13 protein-coding genes and 2 pseudogenes are annotated in these 15608 nt (G+C 72.1%); 10 read left to right on the top strand and 5 right to left on the bottom strand.

Annotation, left to right across the window (positions count from 1 at the left end; translation table 11 throughout):
- The 4 genes and pseudogenes from C3488_RS29585 to C3488_RS29570 all read left to right on the top strand — a co-directional run.
- Positions 1–598, top strand: a 598-nt coding sequence (locus C3488_RS29585; RefSeq protein WP_181139247.1) for an amidohydrolase family protein, incomplete at its 5' end; no start/stop codon positions are given.
- Between the two features lie 20 nt (positions 599–618).
- Positions 619–1857 carry an XdhC family protein gene (locus tag C3488_RS29580; protein ID WP_103843952.1) on the top strand — a complete coding sequence of 413 codons (1239 nt, stop codon included), beginning with the start codon at positions 619–621 and terminating at the stop codon, positions 1855–1857.
- Positions 1858–1935: 78 nt separating this feature from the next.
- On the top strand, positions 1936–3678 hold the full coding sequence (locus C3488_RS29575; RefSeq protein ID WP_103843951.1) for a pyruvate dehydrogenase: 1743 nt from the start codon (positions 1936–1938) through the stop codon (positions 3676–3678).
- Between the two features lie 328 nt (positions 3679–4006).
- Positions 4007–4851 (top strand): annotated as a pseudogene (locus C3488_RS29570) (4Fe-4S domain-containing protein).
- 69 nt (positions 4852–4920) lie between these two features.
- Here C3488_RS29570 and C3488_RS29565 read toward each other — a convergent pair.
- The 5 genes from C3488_RS29565 to C3488_RS29545 all read right to left on the bottom strand — a co-directional run bounded on the left by C3488_RS29565 (position 4921) and on the right by C3488_RS29545 (position 10668).
- On the bottom strand, positions 4921–6582 hold the full coding sequence (locus tag C3488_RS29565) for an MFS transporter (protein WP_103843950.1): 1662 nt from the start codon (positions 6580–6582) through the stop codon (positions 4921–4923).
- A 112-nt stretch (positions 6583–6694) separates the two neighbouring features.
- Complete coding sequence (locus C3488_RS29560; RefSeq protein ID WP_103843949.1) at positions 6695–7432, bottom strand: YoaK family protein; 738 nt, start codon at positions 7430–7432, stop codon at positions 6695–6697.
- Positions 7413–7937, bottom strand: a complete 525-nt coding sequence (locus C3488_RS29555; protein WP_103843957.1) for a DoxX family protein — start codon at positions 7935–7937, stop codon at positions 7413–7415. Before C3488_RS29555 ends, C3488_RS29560 begins: the two co-directional genes overlap by 20 nt.
- Before the next feature lie 49 nt (positions 7938–7986).
- Complete coding sequence (locus C3488_RS29550) at positions 7987–8649, bottom strand: hydrolase (protein ID WP_103843948.1); 663 nt, start codon at positions 8647–8649, stop codon at positions 7987–7989.
- Positions 8650–8781: 132 nt separating this feature from the next.
- On the bottom strand, positions 8782–10668 hold the full coding sequence (locus C3488_RS29545) for an amidohydrolase (protein ID WP_103843947.1): 1887 nt from the start codon (positions 10666–10668) through the stop codon (positions 8782–8784).
- A 403-nt stretch (positions 10669–11071) separates the two neighbouring features.
- On the opposite strand from C3488_RS29545, the gene C3488_RS29540 reads away from it, so the two are divergent.
- The 6 genes and pseudogenes from C3488_RS29540 (at position 11072) to C3488_RS29515 (ending at position 15266) form a co-directional block, all read left to right on the top strand.
- A complete protein-coding gene (locus C3488_RS29540; RefSeq protein ID WP_103843946.1) occupies positions 11072–12043 on the top strand; it encodes an alpha/beta hydrolase in 972 nt (323 codons plus the stop codon).
- 30 nt (positions 12044–12073) lie between these two features.
- A pseudogene (locus C3488_RS41955) lies at positions 12074–12274 on the top strand (alpha/beta hydrolase); the annotation flags it as partial.
- Between the two features lie 260 nt (positions 12275–12534).
- A complete protein-coding gene (locus C3488_RS29530; RefSeq protein ID WP_103843945.1) occupies positions 12535–13134 on the top strand; it encodes a sulfite oxidase-like oxidoreductase in 600 nt (199 codons plus the stop codon).
- 2 nt (positions 13135–13136) lie between these two features.
- Complete coding sequence (locus C3488_RS29525; protein WP_103843944.1) at positions 13137–13847, top strand: ferredoxin reductase; 711 nt, start codon at positions 13137–13139, stop codon at positions 13845–13847.
- A gap of 31 nt (positions 13848–13878) precedes the next feature.
- The gene (locus tag C3488_RS29520; RefSeq protein ID WP_103843943.1) at positions 13879–14154 is read left to right on the top strand and encodes a DUF6510 family protein; all 276 of its coding nucleotides are present in this window, start codon (positions 13879–13881) and stop codon (positions 14152–14154) included.
- Between the two features lie 188 nt (positions 14155–14342).
- Positions 14343–15266: an NADP-dependent oxidoreductase gene (locus C3488_RS29515; RefSeq protein WP_103843942.1), complete on the top strand. Its 924-nt coding sequence runs from the start codon at positions 14343–14345 to the stop codon at positions 15264–15266.
- Positions 15267–15608: the final 342 nt, after the last annotated feature.

Here is a 15608-nt window from a genome sequence, read left to right as displayed (position 1 = left end):
GCTCGCCGCCGCCGACGGGATCCCGGGCATCGCGGTCCCGCCCGTGGTCGACGGCCGCTCCTACGACCGGGGCGTTCCCCGGCAGATCCTCGGCATCGCCGCCGAACTGGGCCTGTCCGTCCTCGTCCACCCGATGCAGCTGCCGCGCCCCGAATGGGACCACCACTACCTGGTCAACCTCATCGGCAACCCGGTGGAGAGCACGACCGCCGTGGCCGGGGTCCTGCTCGGCGGCGTCCTGGAGGAATTCCCCGGCCTGCGGATCTGCTTCGTCCACGGCGGCGGCTGCGCGCCCGCGCTGCTGGGCCGGTGGGGACACGGCTGGCGCACCCGCGACGACGTGCGCCGCGGCAGCGGCCGGCCCCCGGCGGAGTCCTTCGGCCTGCTCTACTTCGACACGATCACCCACGACCCCGAGGTCCTCGCGCTGCTGCGGGCCCACGCCTCGCCCGAGCGGATCGTGTGCGGCAGCGACTACCCCTTCGACATGGCACAGCCCGACCCGGTCGGCTTCCCGCTGGCGCACGGCTTCGACGCCGCGACGCTCGAAGCGAACGGCCGCCGGTTCCTCGGGCTGACCACGGCGAACCACGGCTGACGGCAGATCGGAGAGATCCCATGCGAGACCTGGCGCCCCGCCTGCTGGAGTGGCAGGCCGCCGGAGCCCGCTGTGCCCTGGCGAGCGTCGTCGCCGTCCGGGGCAGCGCACCGCTGCGCACCGGAGCGGCGCTGTGCGTCCACGAGGACGGCACGGCCCTCGGCAGTGTGTCGGGAGGCTGCGTCGAAGGCTCCGTCTACGACCTGGCCCGTGAGGTGCTGGAGTCGGGGCAGGCGCGGTGCGTGTCCTTCGGGTACGCCGACGACGACGCGTTCGCGGTGGGGCTGATGTGCGGAGGCGAGATCGACGTCCTCGTCCAGGCCGTGGACGACGGCCTGGCACGGGTCCTCGGCGCCGCCGCACTGGCCGCGGCGGCGCGGCGCCCGGTCGTCGTGGCGCGCGTGCTGCCGGGACCCGGCGCGGACACCGGCTCCGTCGCCGTGTGGCGGGACGGCCACCTGGGCAGCACCGGCGACCCCGCCCTCGACCTCGCCGTCCTTGCCGACGCCCGCCACATGCTCGACCGGGACGGCACCGCCGTACGGACGTACGAGACCGGTGCGTCACGGCCGTACGACCCCGGCGAGGACCGCCCCCACGACGCCGGCGTGCCGAGCGAGTCGCAGGGCCCGCGCGTGCTGTTCGAGGCGTGGGCCCCGCCGCCCCGGCTGCTGGTGTTCGGCGCCAACGCCCACGCCGCCGCGGTGAGCAGGATCGGCGCCCTCCTCGGCTACCACGTCACGGTCTGCGACGCCCGGGCCACCTTCACCACACCCGAGCGCTTCCCGGACGCCGACGAGGTCGTGGTCGACTGGCCCCACCGGTACCTGGCGGCCACGGAGACCGACCACCGGACCGTGGTGTGCGTGATGACGCACGACGCGAAGTTCGACGTCCCCGCCCTCGCCGAAGCCCTCGGCCGCCCCCTGGCCTACGTGGGAGCCCTCGGCTCCCGCCGTGTCCAGGCGCGCAGGAGGGAGGACCTCGCCGCGGCCGGCGTGTCGCCCGACGCCCTCGCGCGGTTGCACGCGCCCCTCGGTCTCGACCTCGGCGCGTCGACACCCGAGGAGACCGCCGTGTCCTTCGCCGCGGAACTCATCGCCGTACGCTCCGGCCGCACCGCCCGCCCGCTCTCCCTGCTGGACGGGCCCATCCACCCGACCGCCACCGGAGACCGCCCCGGCGCCGCCGGCGCCCGGTGCGCTGCCGGAACCGATCCCGTGCGCGGACGGACAACCGCGGCGCTCCGCGCTCACTAGCGTGGGCCGGGCGCGAGGCAGGCCCTCCGTGCTCCCGCCCGGAGGGTCGTGCCGCAAGGCCCGAACCCGAGGAGTGCCATGGCCAAGCAGACCATCGCCGAACAGTACGTCGACCTCATGGCGCGCGCCGGTGTGCGCCGCATGTACGGCGTGGTCGGAGACAGCCTGAATCCCGTCGTCGACGCGGTCCGACGGCACGCCGACGTCGAGTGGATCCAAGTGCGTCACGAGGAGGTCGCCGCGTTCGCCGCCGGAGCGGAGGCCCAGCTCACCGGGCGGCTCGCCGCGTGCGCTGGATCGTGCGGGCCCGGCAACCTCCACCTGATCAACGGCCTGTACGACGCCCACCGCTCGATGGCGCCCGTGCTCGCGCTGGCCGCCCACATACCCAGCGGCGAGATCGGCACCGGCTACTTCCAGGAGACCCACCCCGACCGGCTGTTCGCCGAGTGCAGCCACTACTCCGAGCTGATCTCCTCACCGCGTCAGATGCCCCGCGTGGTGCAGACGGCCATCCAGCACGCCGTGGGCCGGCGCGGGGTCTCGGTCGTGGCCCTGTCCGGCGACACCGCCGCCGAGGACTCCCCGGACGCGGCACCCGAACTCGCCATGCCCCTGGACCTGCCCGCCATCCGCCCCAGCGACCAGGAGATCGCCCGGCTCACCGAACTGGTGGACGGCGCCGAACGCGTCATGGTGTTCTGCGGCCGGGGCGTCGCCGGAGCCCACGCCGAGGTGATGCAGTTCGCCGGGAAGGTCAAGGCCCCGGTCGGCCACGCCCTGCGCGGCAAGGAACACATCCAGTACGACAACCCGTACGACGTCGGCATGTCCGGACTGCTCGGCTACGGCGCCGCCTACGAGGCCATGCACGAGTGCGACCTGCTCATCCTCCTCGGCACCGACTTCCCGTACACCGACTTCCTGCCCCGCGGTGTGCGCACCGTGCAGGTGGACGTGCAGCCCGAGCGGCTCGGCCGGCGCACCCAACTCGACTTCGCCGTCTGGGGGGACGTACGCGAGACCCTGCGCTGCCTGACGCCCGCGGTGCGGGAGAAGCAGTCGCGCCGGTTCCTCGACCGGATGCTGGAGCGGCACGCGCACGCCCTCGAAGGCGCCGTCAGCGCCTACACGCGCGATGTCGACCGGCACACCCCCATCCACCCCGAGTACGTGGCCTCCGTGCTCGACGAAGAGGCCGCCGACGACGCCGTGTTCACCGTCGACACCGGCATGTGCTGTGTGTGGGCGGCGCGTTACCTCACGCCCAACGGCCGCCGCCGCATTCTCGGCTCCTTCGTGCACGGCTCCATGGCCAACGCGCTGCCCCAGGCCATCGGCGCCCAGTTCCTCGACCGGGGCCGTCAGGTCGTCTCGCTCTCCGGCGACGGCGGGTTCTCCATGCTCATGGGCGACTTCCTCACGCTCGTCCAGTACGACCTGCCGGTCAAGGTGGTCGTCTTCAACAACTCCTCCCTCGGCATGGTCGACCTGGAGATGATGGTCGACGGCCTGCCCCCGCACGGCACGACCTACCCGCACGCCGACTACGCCGCCATCGCCACGGCCGCCGGAGCGCGCGGCATCAGGGTGGAGCAGCCGGGTCAGGTCCGGGACGCGCTGCGCGAGGCGTTCGCCCATGACGGTCCCGCGCTGGTGGACGTCGTCACCGACCCCGCCGCGCTGGCCGTGCCGCCGAAGATCACCACCGAACAGCTCACCGGCTTCGCCCTGTCCGCGAGCCGGACCGTCCTGAGCGGAGGCGTGGGCCGTATGGTCCACCTGGCCCGGGCCAACCTCCGCAACATCCCCCGCCCGTGACACCGAGCGCCCCATACTCCGGCCCTGGATCGTGATCTTGCGGGTCGCGCAGTTGGGGCACGGTGCTGCTGAACCGCCACATGGTTACCGGACAGAGCGCCTGGCCGATCGATCGTGACGGGTCCCCCCGCCTCGGCAGACGTCAGCGGCGGCCGAGTACGTCGGCAGGCGGAGCGCTGTTTCAGGAATTGTCAACGTGCATCGAAAAAAGAGTTCGAGAGCAGGGTTTTCCAGCAAAATCAATAGCTTTCCTGATTGGCTCTTCCGTGTGGCGCGTGATATTCATTTGGGCGCTAATCGCCACCAGCCTGCGCGGGGGGACCACGCCATGAACGAGTACTCGACCGACGCGGCCTGGCGCGTCGATAGCCGCTGCACCAACTGCGACGTCGCCCGGCAGCTCGCACCGGGACTCATCGCCGAGGTCGCCGGTCGCTCCTCGGTCGTCCGCCAGCCGCGTACCACCGCGGAAGAACAGGCGTTATACGCCGCGGCATTCGCGTGCCACACCCGATCGATCCGGCACGGGGCACGCGCACCGCACCCGGCACTCGACCCCTTCCCGCTGCGCCTTGCCGAGCATGTGCACCTGTGCGGGCACAACTCGCCGCACACTGCCGGCGCGAATTCCTACCTGCTGCGCCGGCCGGCCGGAAACCTGATGATGATCGACACGCCGCGCTGGAGCTCCGCACTGGCCACGAAATACGCCGCCCTCGGCCCGATCACCGACGTGCTGCTCACCCATCGCGACCACGCCGCGCACGGCCGCGAATACGCCGACCGGTTCGGCGCCCGCCTGTGGATCCACGAAGGCGACCTGGCCTCCGCGCCGGACGCCGACGGCATTCTCCGGGGCACCGAGCCGATCGCGAGGGCAGCGTGCTGTACCTCGCCGACGACACCTACTGCTTCAGCGGTGACAGTTTCTACTGGTCCCGGACCGACGACGACGTCGCCGTTGCCGAGTCGGTCACCTGGTACTCGATCAGCGAACTGGCCGCGTCGCTGGCCCGTACGGCGCCGCGCGTGCGCTTCGCATGGCTACTGCCGGGCCACGGCGACCGTAAGCAGTTGCCTGCCGACGAGTTCGCCCACCGGATGCACGACCTGGTCGGCCGCACCGCGGAGCTCTCACCCCGGCCCATCGACTTCACCGCCCTGCGCTGGTGAGCGCAACTCCTCCCGCAGGCCGCGGCACCAGGCCCGGACCCGGGCACCGGGCGAACGCGGCAGCTCGGATCACGATCTGCGGCCGGGGTACGAAGCCTGCTCCGCCCGATCCGGCACGACGGGTCCCGAACCGGCCGCGAAGGCGTGGGTGACCTCCGGTCGGGTGCCCGGGACGAGCAGCGCCCGGGCCCGCTCCTCGTGGCGGCGGTCGGTGACCGTGAGGCGGCTGTGGTGCTGGGCGAGGTGTTCCGCCCAGGAGGCCACCAGGTAGTTCTCGACGAACCGTTCCGGGTCGTGGCCGTCCTGGTAGAGACCCCACTCGAGGGCTCCCGTACGGCGCCTGGACCGGGCGACATGGCTCATCCGGTCCGTGAACTCGGCGCGGTGGTCCGGGGCGACCCGGTAGACGACCGAGACCAGCACCGGGCCGTCGGCCTCTCCGGGTTCGAACACCAGCGGGGGAGCGGGCCAGTGGTCGGACAACGAGGGGTCGATGCCCTCGGCGTCGTGCAGTGGCCATCGCCGCACGCTGGCCGCGCTCAGCAGCATCACGGCGCCTGCGGCCAGGAGGGCGGCCGTCAGCCCGAGCCAGTCGGCCACCGCGCCCCACAGGGGTGCTGCCAGCGCCTGACCGCCCTGGAAGACCAGGAGGTAGACGGCGAGTCCGCGCGCCCTCACCCAGCCCGGAAGCCGCGTCTGCACCGCCGCGTTCAGGGTGGACAGCACGCCGATCCAGGCGAGGCCCGCGGGCAGCAGGACGATGGTCACCAGCCAGGGCGCCCGAACCGTGGCCAGCACCGCGAGCACCGCCGCGAACACCAGCGCACCGGCGGCGAGCGTGCCGTTCACGCCCAGCACCCGCTGGATGCGCGGCAACGCGAAGGCCCCCGCCACAGCGCCCACGCCGACCGCCGTCAGCAGCAGCCCGTATCCGCCCGAACCGAGGCCCAGGGAGCGACTGGCGCTCAGCGGCAGCAGCGACCACAGGGCGGCGCCGCCGGGGATGAACAGGGTCGTGCGCAGCAGCACCCGACGCACCCCGGGCGCGTTCCAGACGTAGCGGCGCCCCGCGTTCAGGGCGGCCGGAAGCCGCTCGTTCCCCCCGGTGGGCAGGGCGGTCCGCGGACGCTGCCACAGCACGAGGACGGCCGCGATGCCCAGGTAGGACACCGCGTTGAAGGCGAAGACCCACCCCGCGCCCGCCGCCGCGACCACCGCCCCGCCCAGCGCCGGTCCCACCGCGCGGGCCAGGTTCATGTTCACCGCGCCCAGCGCCGCTGCCTGACCGAGCAGCCGGCGTTCCACCATTTCCGGCTGGATCGCCTGCCAGGCCGGGCCCATCAGCGCGGTGCCGCACCCCAGGAGGAAGGTGAGAGCGAGCAGCGCCGTCGGCGTGAGCGCGTCCGTGAACGCCAGCACGGCCAGCGCGCCCGAGACCGCGAGCATGGCGAACTGCGCGACGAGCAGTACCGAACGGCGGTCGAATCGGTCGGCGACCACCCCGGAGGGCAGGGCGAGCAGGACCACCGGCAGGCTGGACGCGGTCTGGACGAGAGTCACCAGAGCCGCGTCGTGCCCGATGAGCAGCCACTGTGCGCCCACCGTCTGCATCCAGCTGCCGACGTTGGAGACCAACTGGGCGATCCACAGCGCCCGGAAGACGCGCGCCGCAAGCGGCGCCCAGGGGGAGTCCGACGTCGAGGGGCCGGATGATGACGGAGCGGCGCTCATGCTGGTCCTGACCGGTGCGGAGTGGGAGCGGAGTAGCGAGGATTGGGGCGACGTGCGGGCGCAGCGCGGGTGGACATGCCGCGCCAGGCGGGTGCCCCCGGACGGGCCGCCCTCAGGACTCCGACCGGGTCCAGGCGGGGCCGCCGGCCGAGAGGCGGTGGGTGACCACGGAGGTGAGCGCGAGGAGCAGCAGCGCCAGGCTCAGGGTGAGCACGAGGTGACCGTGCAGCAGCAGTCCGGTTCCGACGAGTGCGCCGAGGAACATCGCCAGCACGGACAGGATCCGGCGGCCGGGCCGCGGTGCCGCACCGCCGGCCGGGGTGGAGTCCGCGGCCAGCCCCGTCAGGGTCAGGGTCAGTACGGTCGTGGTGAGATCCGGGACGCCCAGGCGCCGGGCGACCGCGTTCTGCAGGCCCATGCCGAGCCCCAGGAACACGATCAGCGTGTACTGGACGGTGGTGGTGACACGGCCGTCGGCCACCGCAGCGACCGCCGACGTGACGGCGACCAGGACGGTCTGCACCCCCGTGGCCGTCTTCAACAGGTGGCCGCGATGTGTCGCGAACCGGGCTCCGAGTCTGCCGCCCGCGAGGGCGCCCAGGAGGAAGGATGCGAGCGAGACGACCGAGGCGAGCGCGGAGAGGTTCGCGGCACCCGCGAGCGCGAAGCCCAGGAACACCACGTTGCCGGTCATGTTGGCGACGAAGACGTGGCCGAGCCCCAGATAACTCACCGCGTCGACCAGGCCGGTGACCACCGTGAGGGTCAGCATCAGAGGAGGCAGCGGACCGTGACGTCGCTCTCCCCGCGGGGCCAGCGTGTCGAGCGCGTCATTCAGCAGTCTGCGCATACTGCTTCCTTTCCGGGACGGCCGGCGGGCGGTGCAACACCAGCCGGGTGAGCAGGCCGCTCGCCGGGCCGAGCACGATCGCGGGGAGGACGACCCAGAGCGGCCAGGGCGTGACGCCCAGCGCGCCGTCGAGGGACCACCGGCCGGGCCCGGTGAGGGCCAGCGCGGCGGACACGACGACCAGGACCAGCGGGTACTCGTAGCCGTCGTTCTGAACCCACAGTCCCTTGTGCCACTTGACGGTGCCGGCGACCGTCATCACGCCCATCGCGGCCATCGCGGCCAGCGGGGTGAGCAGCCCGGCGGTCAGGAACAGGCCGGCCCCGATCTGACTGGCCCCCGCGACGACCGCGGTCAGCCGGCCGCCGCGGAATCCGTCGTGGCGGAACTCCTCCGTTCCGCCGGCCAAGCCGTTGCCTCCGAGGCGGAAACTCACCTTCTGCACCCCGTGCCCGGCGATGAGGAGACCCACCACCAGCCGAAGGACCAGCAGTCCAGTATTCATCGTGTTCCTGCCTGTTCCTGACCTTCCCGTGTCTTCCTCCGCGGACGGGTCAGCCGGCGGCGTGGGCGCCGATGATGGACTGCGCGTAGACCATCCCGAGACCGTAGGTCCCGCCGTGCTCCTTGACCACGTCGCCCACCGCGGCGTACGTCTCGGTGCGGGCCCAGTCACGCTGCAGCTCCAGGAGGACCTGCACCCAGGTGACCGGGACCGCGCCGGCCTGGATCATGCGCTGCACCGCGTGTTCGTGGGCCTGCGGGGTGACGCCGCCGGAGGCATCGGTGACGACGTAGACCTCGTAGCCCTGGGCGAGCGCGGAGAGCGTCGGCAGGACGATGCAGACCTCGGTCCACAGACCGGCGATCACGAGCTTCTTGCGGCCCGTCGCCTTGACCGCCTCGACGAAGTTCAGGTCCTCCCAGGCGTTCATCGTGGTGCGGTCGATGATCTTCTGCTCCGGGAAGACCTCGGCCAGCTGCGGCATGATCGGGCCGGAGAAGGACTCGGCGGCCACGGTGCTCAGCACGACCGGGACGTCGAAGGCCTTGGCGGACTTGGCGAGGCCCACGGTGGAGTTGATGATCGCGGTGCGGTCGCCGCTGCCGGTGCCGAAGAACATCTGCGGCTGGTGGTCCACGAACAGCACCGCGCAGTTGTCCGGGGTGAGCAGGTCGGGGCTGGGGGCAGCGGTGACCTCGGAGATGTTGACCATGAGAGTGCCTTTCCATGAGTAGGACGCGGACGGGCGTCCGTGTCGGGCAGGCGCCGTCCTGAGGACGGGGCCTGTGGTGGGGGGTGGTGCCCCGGGAGGGGCGGCTCCGGGGCCGGGCCCCTCCCGGGAGCTCTAGAGGACGAAGCAGGGGTCGAACGGAGTGCCGGCACCGTCCGGGGCCAGACCACGCCGGACGCGCCACTCGCGGTGCCGCTCCGACTCGGCCACGGCCTCGCCGAGCGCCTGCGCCTGCCGGGCGCCCGCGAGGCCCTGCCCGGACGCCTGGTAGCCGCCGAAGTGCGCCACCGGGCTCCAGTCGGGGCTGATGGGCGGCAGTTCCTCGTCGAGGCCCTCGTACTCGGCGGCGGCGTACACGATCCGGCCACCGGTGACCGTGAGGAGCGACTCGATGTGGGGGATCACCGGCTCCGGCGCCGTGAAGTAGTCCTCCGACAGCACCGCCAGGTCGGCGTAACAGCCGGGGCGCAGGACGCCCTTGACGTCGTCCTCGCCGGTCAGTCGGGCGCCGGCGCGGGTGAACATCTCCAGCGCGGTCTCCCGGTCGACCTGGTTCGTCCACGGGCGCAGCGCCAGGTCACCGACCGTGCGGCCGCTGACGAGCCAGTGCAGCGCGACCCAGGGGTTGTAGGTGGAGACGCGGGTGGCGTCCGTGCCGGCGGCGACGGTCAGCCCGCGGTCCAGCATGGCGCGGATCGGCGGGGCGTCCGCGGCGGCGCCGGGGCCGTAGCGGCGCAGGAACGCCTCGCCCTGGAACGAGAGCCGGTTCTGCACGGACATGGCTCCGCCGAGGGCGGCGACCCGGTCGAGGCTGTCCGGCGAGACGGTCTCCGCATGGTCGAACAACCACCGGTTCCCGACCGGGAAGAGCCCTTCCGCGGCCAGCTTCTCGAACACCTCCAGGTCCCGGCGGATGGTGTGGTCATACGTGGCGTGCAGCCTGAATCCCCACCCGTTCTCCATGAGGAGACGGACCGCCTTCTCGAAATCCGCCTCGTAATCGGGGCCGAGTTCGGGGCGCGGCTGGGCGAAGTTCTCGAAATCGGCCGCCGCCCAGGTGAGATTCTCCCCGGCCCCGTTCAGCCGCAGCCATTCGTCCCCGTCCTCGGGGCGGGCCATTTCGATCCAGCGGGTGAGGTCGGCTATCTCCTGCCCGGCCGTCTGAGGGAAGAGGTGATAGGCGATGCGCAGCGACAACTGACCGGCCTTCGCCAGTTCGATGACGGTGCTGTAGTTGTCGGGGAAGTTCTGGAACCCGCCGGCCGCGTCGATGGCCGAGGTCAGTCCGAACCTGTTCAGTTCGCGCAGGAAATGACGGGTCGAGGTCTTCATGTCCTCGCCCTGGAGCACCGGCGCCTTGGCCAGCGTCGAGTACAGGATGAGGGCGCTGGGCGCGGCCAGCAGCATGCCCGTCGGTTCCCCGTCCCGGCCGCGGACGATCTGCCCGCCCTTGGGGTCGGGGGTGTCCTTGCCGTAGCCCGCGGCCTTGAGTGCCGCCCGGTTGAGGACGGCCGACTGGTACAGGTGCAGAACGAACACCGGGGTGTCCGGGGCGGCGGCGTTCAGTTCCGCCACGGTCGGCAGCCGCCGCTCGGCGAACTGCTCGGCCGACCAGCCGCCCACCACCCGCACCCACTGGCCCTTCGGGGTGCGCGCGGCCTGCTCACGCAGCATCTCCAGGCCCTGGCGCAGGCTGCGCACCCCGTCCCAGCGCAACTCCAGGACGTAGTTGAGCCCACCGCGGATCACATGCAGATGGGCGTCGTTGAGACCCGGGATCACCCGTCGCCCGAGCGCGTCCACCACCTTGGTGGCCGCGCCTACGTGCGGGGCCACGTCCCTGTCGTCGCCGACGACCGTGATGACACCGCCCCGGACGGCGATCGCCTCCGCCTGGGGGCGGCTCGGGTCTCCCGTGTGGACCTTCGCATTGCGGACGACGAGATCCGCGGCATCGTCGGTGGCTCGGGGAACCAGTCCGCCGACCGGCATTGCTGACATGTGTGTACGACCCCCTCCGGGACTGGACGGATGTGCTGTCCGCTGTGGTTGACGTCGGCGGACGAAGAAGAGAGGAAGAGCGGAGATGTGCGCGTGACGTCGGCCCGATTCCACGGGCGGACCGCGATCGCTCAGCCACACACTAGGCCCGGTCGAAACGGTCGTGTGTGCTCTCAGCGCACCACTGTGTTCCTCACAGCGCACTCGGATGCGCAGGTCGCCGATCGGCGGTGAGGACCCGGCGACGCCCGTGCGCTGTGGGCACAGCAGTCGTGCGCTCAGGGGCAATCGCCGCCACCGCAGGGGTCCTACGGTGTCCGTCAGCGGCACCGGAGAGGTCAGCACACGAACCGGGTCGTTCGCCGGCAGGACCGGCGTCCCCACCGCAATTCGAGGAGTTTCCATGTCCGATGCCGTCGCGCCGGTCCAGCCGGTACTGGAGCCGGCCGCAGCCGAGTTCGCCGAGGCGACCGCCAATCCGCCCTACCTGTTCGACCTGGCCCCGGCGGAAGGGCGCAAGGCCGTCGACGAGGTGCAGTCCGGGGACGTCGACAAGCCGGCGGTCGACGAGGAGTGGATCACCGTTTCCGGCGGGCCGACGGGCAGTGTGCGGGCGCGTATCGTCAAACCCGCCGGGGCGACCGGAACGCTCCCGGTGATCATCTACATCCATGGCGCCGGCTGGGTCTTCGGCAACGCCCACACCCACGACCGCCTGGTGCGCGAACTGGCCGTCGGTGCGAGCGCCGCCGTCGTCTTCCCCGAGTACGACCTGTCGCCCGAGGCCCGCTACCCCGTCGCCATCGAACAGAACTTCGCCGTCGCGAAGTGGGTCGTGGAACAGGGCGCGTCCAAGGGCCTCGACGGCTCCAGGCTGGCCGTCGCCGGTGACTCCGTGGGCGGCAACATGACCGCCGCCCTGACGCTGATGGCCAAGGAGCGCGGCGGCCTCCCGCTGGTGCAGCAGGTGCTGTTCTACCCGGTCACGGACGCCGGTTTCGACACCGGCTCCTACCACCAGTTCGCGGAAGGCTACTTCCTGCGCCGGGACGGCATGCAGTGGTTCTGGGACCAGTACACGACCGACGAGAGCGAGCGCGCCCAGATCACCGCGTCCCCGCTGCGCGCCACCACCGAGCAGCTCACCGGCCTGCCCCCGGCCCTGGTCATCACCGCCGAGGCCGACGTGCTGCGGGACGAGGGCGAGGCGTACGCCAACAAGCTGCGCCAGGCCGGGGTTCCGGTCACCGCTGTGCGCTTCCAGGGCATCATCCACGACTTCGTGATGCTCAACGCGCTGCGCGGGACCCACGCGGCCGAGGCCGCGATCACCCTGGCGGCGCGCACCCTGCACACGGCCCTGCACACCGCCTGACGGAGGAGGGCGAGAGCCTCGGCCGAGAAGAGGGCCTCCGCCGCCGCACGGAAGACCAGGCCGTCCGGGGCGCTGACGGCCGGCGTGGACGAGGCGATCAACCCGGAGGTGGAGCGCTTCGGCGCGAAGCGGGCGGGCGCGACCATCGTCGGACTCGAGGGCGCGTCGCACGCGGTCGCCGTCCCGCGGGCCGAGGACGTCGCCGACCTGATCCGGGACGCCGTCCGCGCGGCGGGCCGAGCGCCGGACGGGCCGCGCGGACGCACTCCCCGCATCACGTCCGCGCGGCTCCACCGCGACCGAGTGGTGGGGTGGTCCCGGTCACCCGACACTGGAGGAGTGACCGGGCCCAGTTGCCTTGCATCGGCCGCGGACGGCAGTACGGACGGCACATGGGCGGCATCGGCCGCGCCGTCCGCAGGGCAGGCACCGGCTGCACCGGCTTGGCCGGCAACGGCGGCATCGGCCGCATCGGCTCAGGAGACAACGCTGTGACTTCCTTCTCACCCGGCTTCCAGGGCCGCGGGCGGCGGCTCGCGGACCGTCTGCCGCCCGGTCAGTACCCGACCGAGTCCTTCCCCGTGCTGTCGGCGGGCCCCACACCGAGGGTCCCCACCGAGACGTGGTCCTTCACCGTGACCACGGAACTCGGCGCCACGCACAGCTGGACCTGGGACGAGATGATGGCCCTGCCGCAGCAGGAGACGACCCACGACATCCACTGTGTGACGCGCTGGTCGAAGTTCGACACGCAGTGGCGGGGCGTCCCCGTCGACGCCTTCCTCGAGGACGTGGAGACGGCCGCGGACTACGCCGTCGTCAGCAGCTACGGCGGGTACACCACCAATCTTCCGCTGGAGGACCTCCTCGACGGCAAGGCGTGGATCGTCCACACCTACGACGGCCATCCGCTGTCCCCCGAGCACGGCGGCCCGGCGCGGCTGCTCGTACCGCACCTGTACTTCTGGAAGTCGGCCAAGTGGGTGCGCGGACTGACGCTCACGCACGAGGACGAGCCCGGCTTCTGGGAGAGCGTCGGGTACCACGACTACGGCGACCCGTGGCGCGAGCAGCGCAACTGGGGCGACTGAGCATGGGCCTCGCCTGGCGCCGCGCCCGGCTCCTCGAGCGCCGCTCCCAGAGCGCCACCGCCCGGTCCCTGGTGCTGACGGTGCCCGGCTGGCCCGGCCATCTGCCCGGCCAGCACGTCGACGTACGGCTCACCGCCGACGACGGCTACCAGGCCGTACGCAGTTACTCCCTGGCCGCGCCCGCCGACGGCGAGCGCATCGAACTCGGCGTGCAGGCAGTGCCCGACGGGGAGGTCTCGCCCTACCTGGCCGACGGCCTGCCGGTGGGCGCGGAGGTGGAGGTACGCGGCCCGCTCGGCAACTGGTTCGTCTGGCGGGCCGAGCAGACCGAGCCGGCGCTCCTGGTGGCGGGCGGCTCCGGTGTCGTCCCGCTGACGGCCATGGTCCGCGCCCACCGCGCGGCACGCTCGCGCGGCCCCCTGCACCTGCTGTACTCGGTGCGCACCCCGCAGGACGTCTGGTACCGCGACCACCTGGCCGACGGGGACCCCCTCCTCGACGTCCGCATCGTGTACACACGGCAGACCCCGCCCGGCAGCGTGCGCCCGCCCGGCCGCATCACACCGGCCGACCTGGACGAGGCGACGGCCAGACTGAAACCGGCAAGTCCCGTGTACGTCTGCGGGCCGACCGGCTTCGTGGAAGCTGTCGACAACCTGCTGATCGACAGGGGGCGGGACCCCGTCACGATCCGCACCGAGCGCTTCGGATGACCCACCGACCCCGACCGCACGGGAGGTCCTCATGGCAGACGCCACCACCCATCTCGACGGCAACTGCCTCGCCGGCCCGCTCTCGGAGATCCTCTCGGTGGAGCCCACCACGGCCTGGTGGCGGTGCCCGGAGTGCGCGCGGTCGGGTCCGCTCGCCGAACTCCACGTCTACGGCCCCGAACCGGGCCTGACCGCCCGCTGCCCCGGCTGCGCGCACATCGCCCTCCGCCTGGTCAGGGAGGGCGAGCACATCTGGCTCACGATGGGCGGCGGCGCCGGTGCGTTCCGCTTCTCCACGAGTTCGTAGCTTCGAGTGCGTGGCTCCCGCTCCTGCGCCGATCCGAACCTGAGTGCCCGTCAGGGACCGGGCGTGGGGTGCGACCGGGCACAGTACGTGCGGGTGAGGCAAGTGAACGGTGTCGCTGGTGAAGCCTGTTCGTGGAGATGCGGCAGAAACCGCGGACGAGGCGCCCCCCGACACCTATCGTGTCCGTTATGCGTGCAATTACCGTCAGCCGTTACGGTGGCCCCGAAACCCTGGAACTGGCCGAGACCGACGACCCCAAGGTCGGACCCGACTCGGTGCTCGTACGAGTGAAGGCCGCCGGGGTCAACCCGGTGGACTGGAAGATCGTCGCCGGTTATCTCGATCCGATCATGTACGTCCACTTCCCCCTGGTGCCCGGATGGGATGTGGCGGGCGTCGTCGAGGCGGTCGGCCTGGACGCCTCGGAATTCTCGGTCGGCGACGAGGTGTTCGGATACGTCCGCAAGGACGAGGTGCAGCACGGCACCTATGCCGAGCTCGTCGCCGCACCCGTGCGTACCCTCGCGCGCAAGCCCGCGTCGCTGAGCTGGCAGCAGGCGGCCGGCGTCCCGCTGGCAGGGCTCACCGCCTGGCAGTCACTGGCCCGGGTGGGGGTCGGAGAGGGCGACACGGTCCTGGTCCATGCGGCGGCCGGCGGCGTCGGATCCTTCGCGGTGCAGATCGCGGTGGCCAAGGGAGCCCGGGTGATCGGCACCGCCGGCGAACACAACCACGACTTCCTGCGCTCCCTGGGCGCCGAGCCCGTCACCTACGGCGACGGCTTGGCCGACCGGGTCCGGCAGCTGGCGCCGGAGGGCGTCGACGCGGCAGTGGACTACGTCGGCGGCGACGCGGTCGCGGTCTCCGAGGAACTGCTCAAGGACCGCTCGCGTCTCGCGTCGGTCGTCGACCCGGCGGTCACCGAGCGCGGTGGACACCATGTGTGGGTCCGCCCCGACAGCGCGGACCTCGCGGAGCTCGCTCGACTCGCCGACGCCGGCAGGCTCGACGTCCACGTCGAGCACGCCCTGCCGCTGGCCGAGGCCGCCGAGGCGTTCCGTCTCAGCATGAGCGGTCGGACCCGCGGCAAGATCGTGCTCGAGGTCGGCTGATGAGCGGCCCGGGGCATGGCCCGCGGCAGCCACGGTGATCGTCCCGCGGCTGTCGCGGCGACTGTGCCGCGGCAGCCGCCTGGCGCGCAGCAGCGCCGGCCACGGATCGTCCATGGATGGTGTGTTCGGCCTCGTCCGGGCCCGGACGGGCGGCCTATCGGGTCTGTTCCCGACCGGGGATGCTGCGGTTCGCCCCCCTCGCCATGACGCCGCACACTGGTTCATAGCCCGCTGAGGACCCCGGCCGACCGGTTCGAGGCGGGGGCGCTGACGCAGGCAACCGGAGACCGGTTCGGGCCGTATGGGCCATACGCATACCGCGGTCACGCACCTGCCGCAGGG

This window comes from Streptomyces sp. Ru72 (assembly GCF_002920635.1).
Lineage (GTDB): Bacteria > Actinomycetota > Actinomycetes > Streptomycetales > Streptomycetaceae > Streptomyces.
Note: the sequence above shows the minus strand (reverse complement) of the source record. Positions and strands in the feature narration are given on the sequence as shown.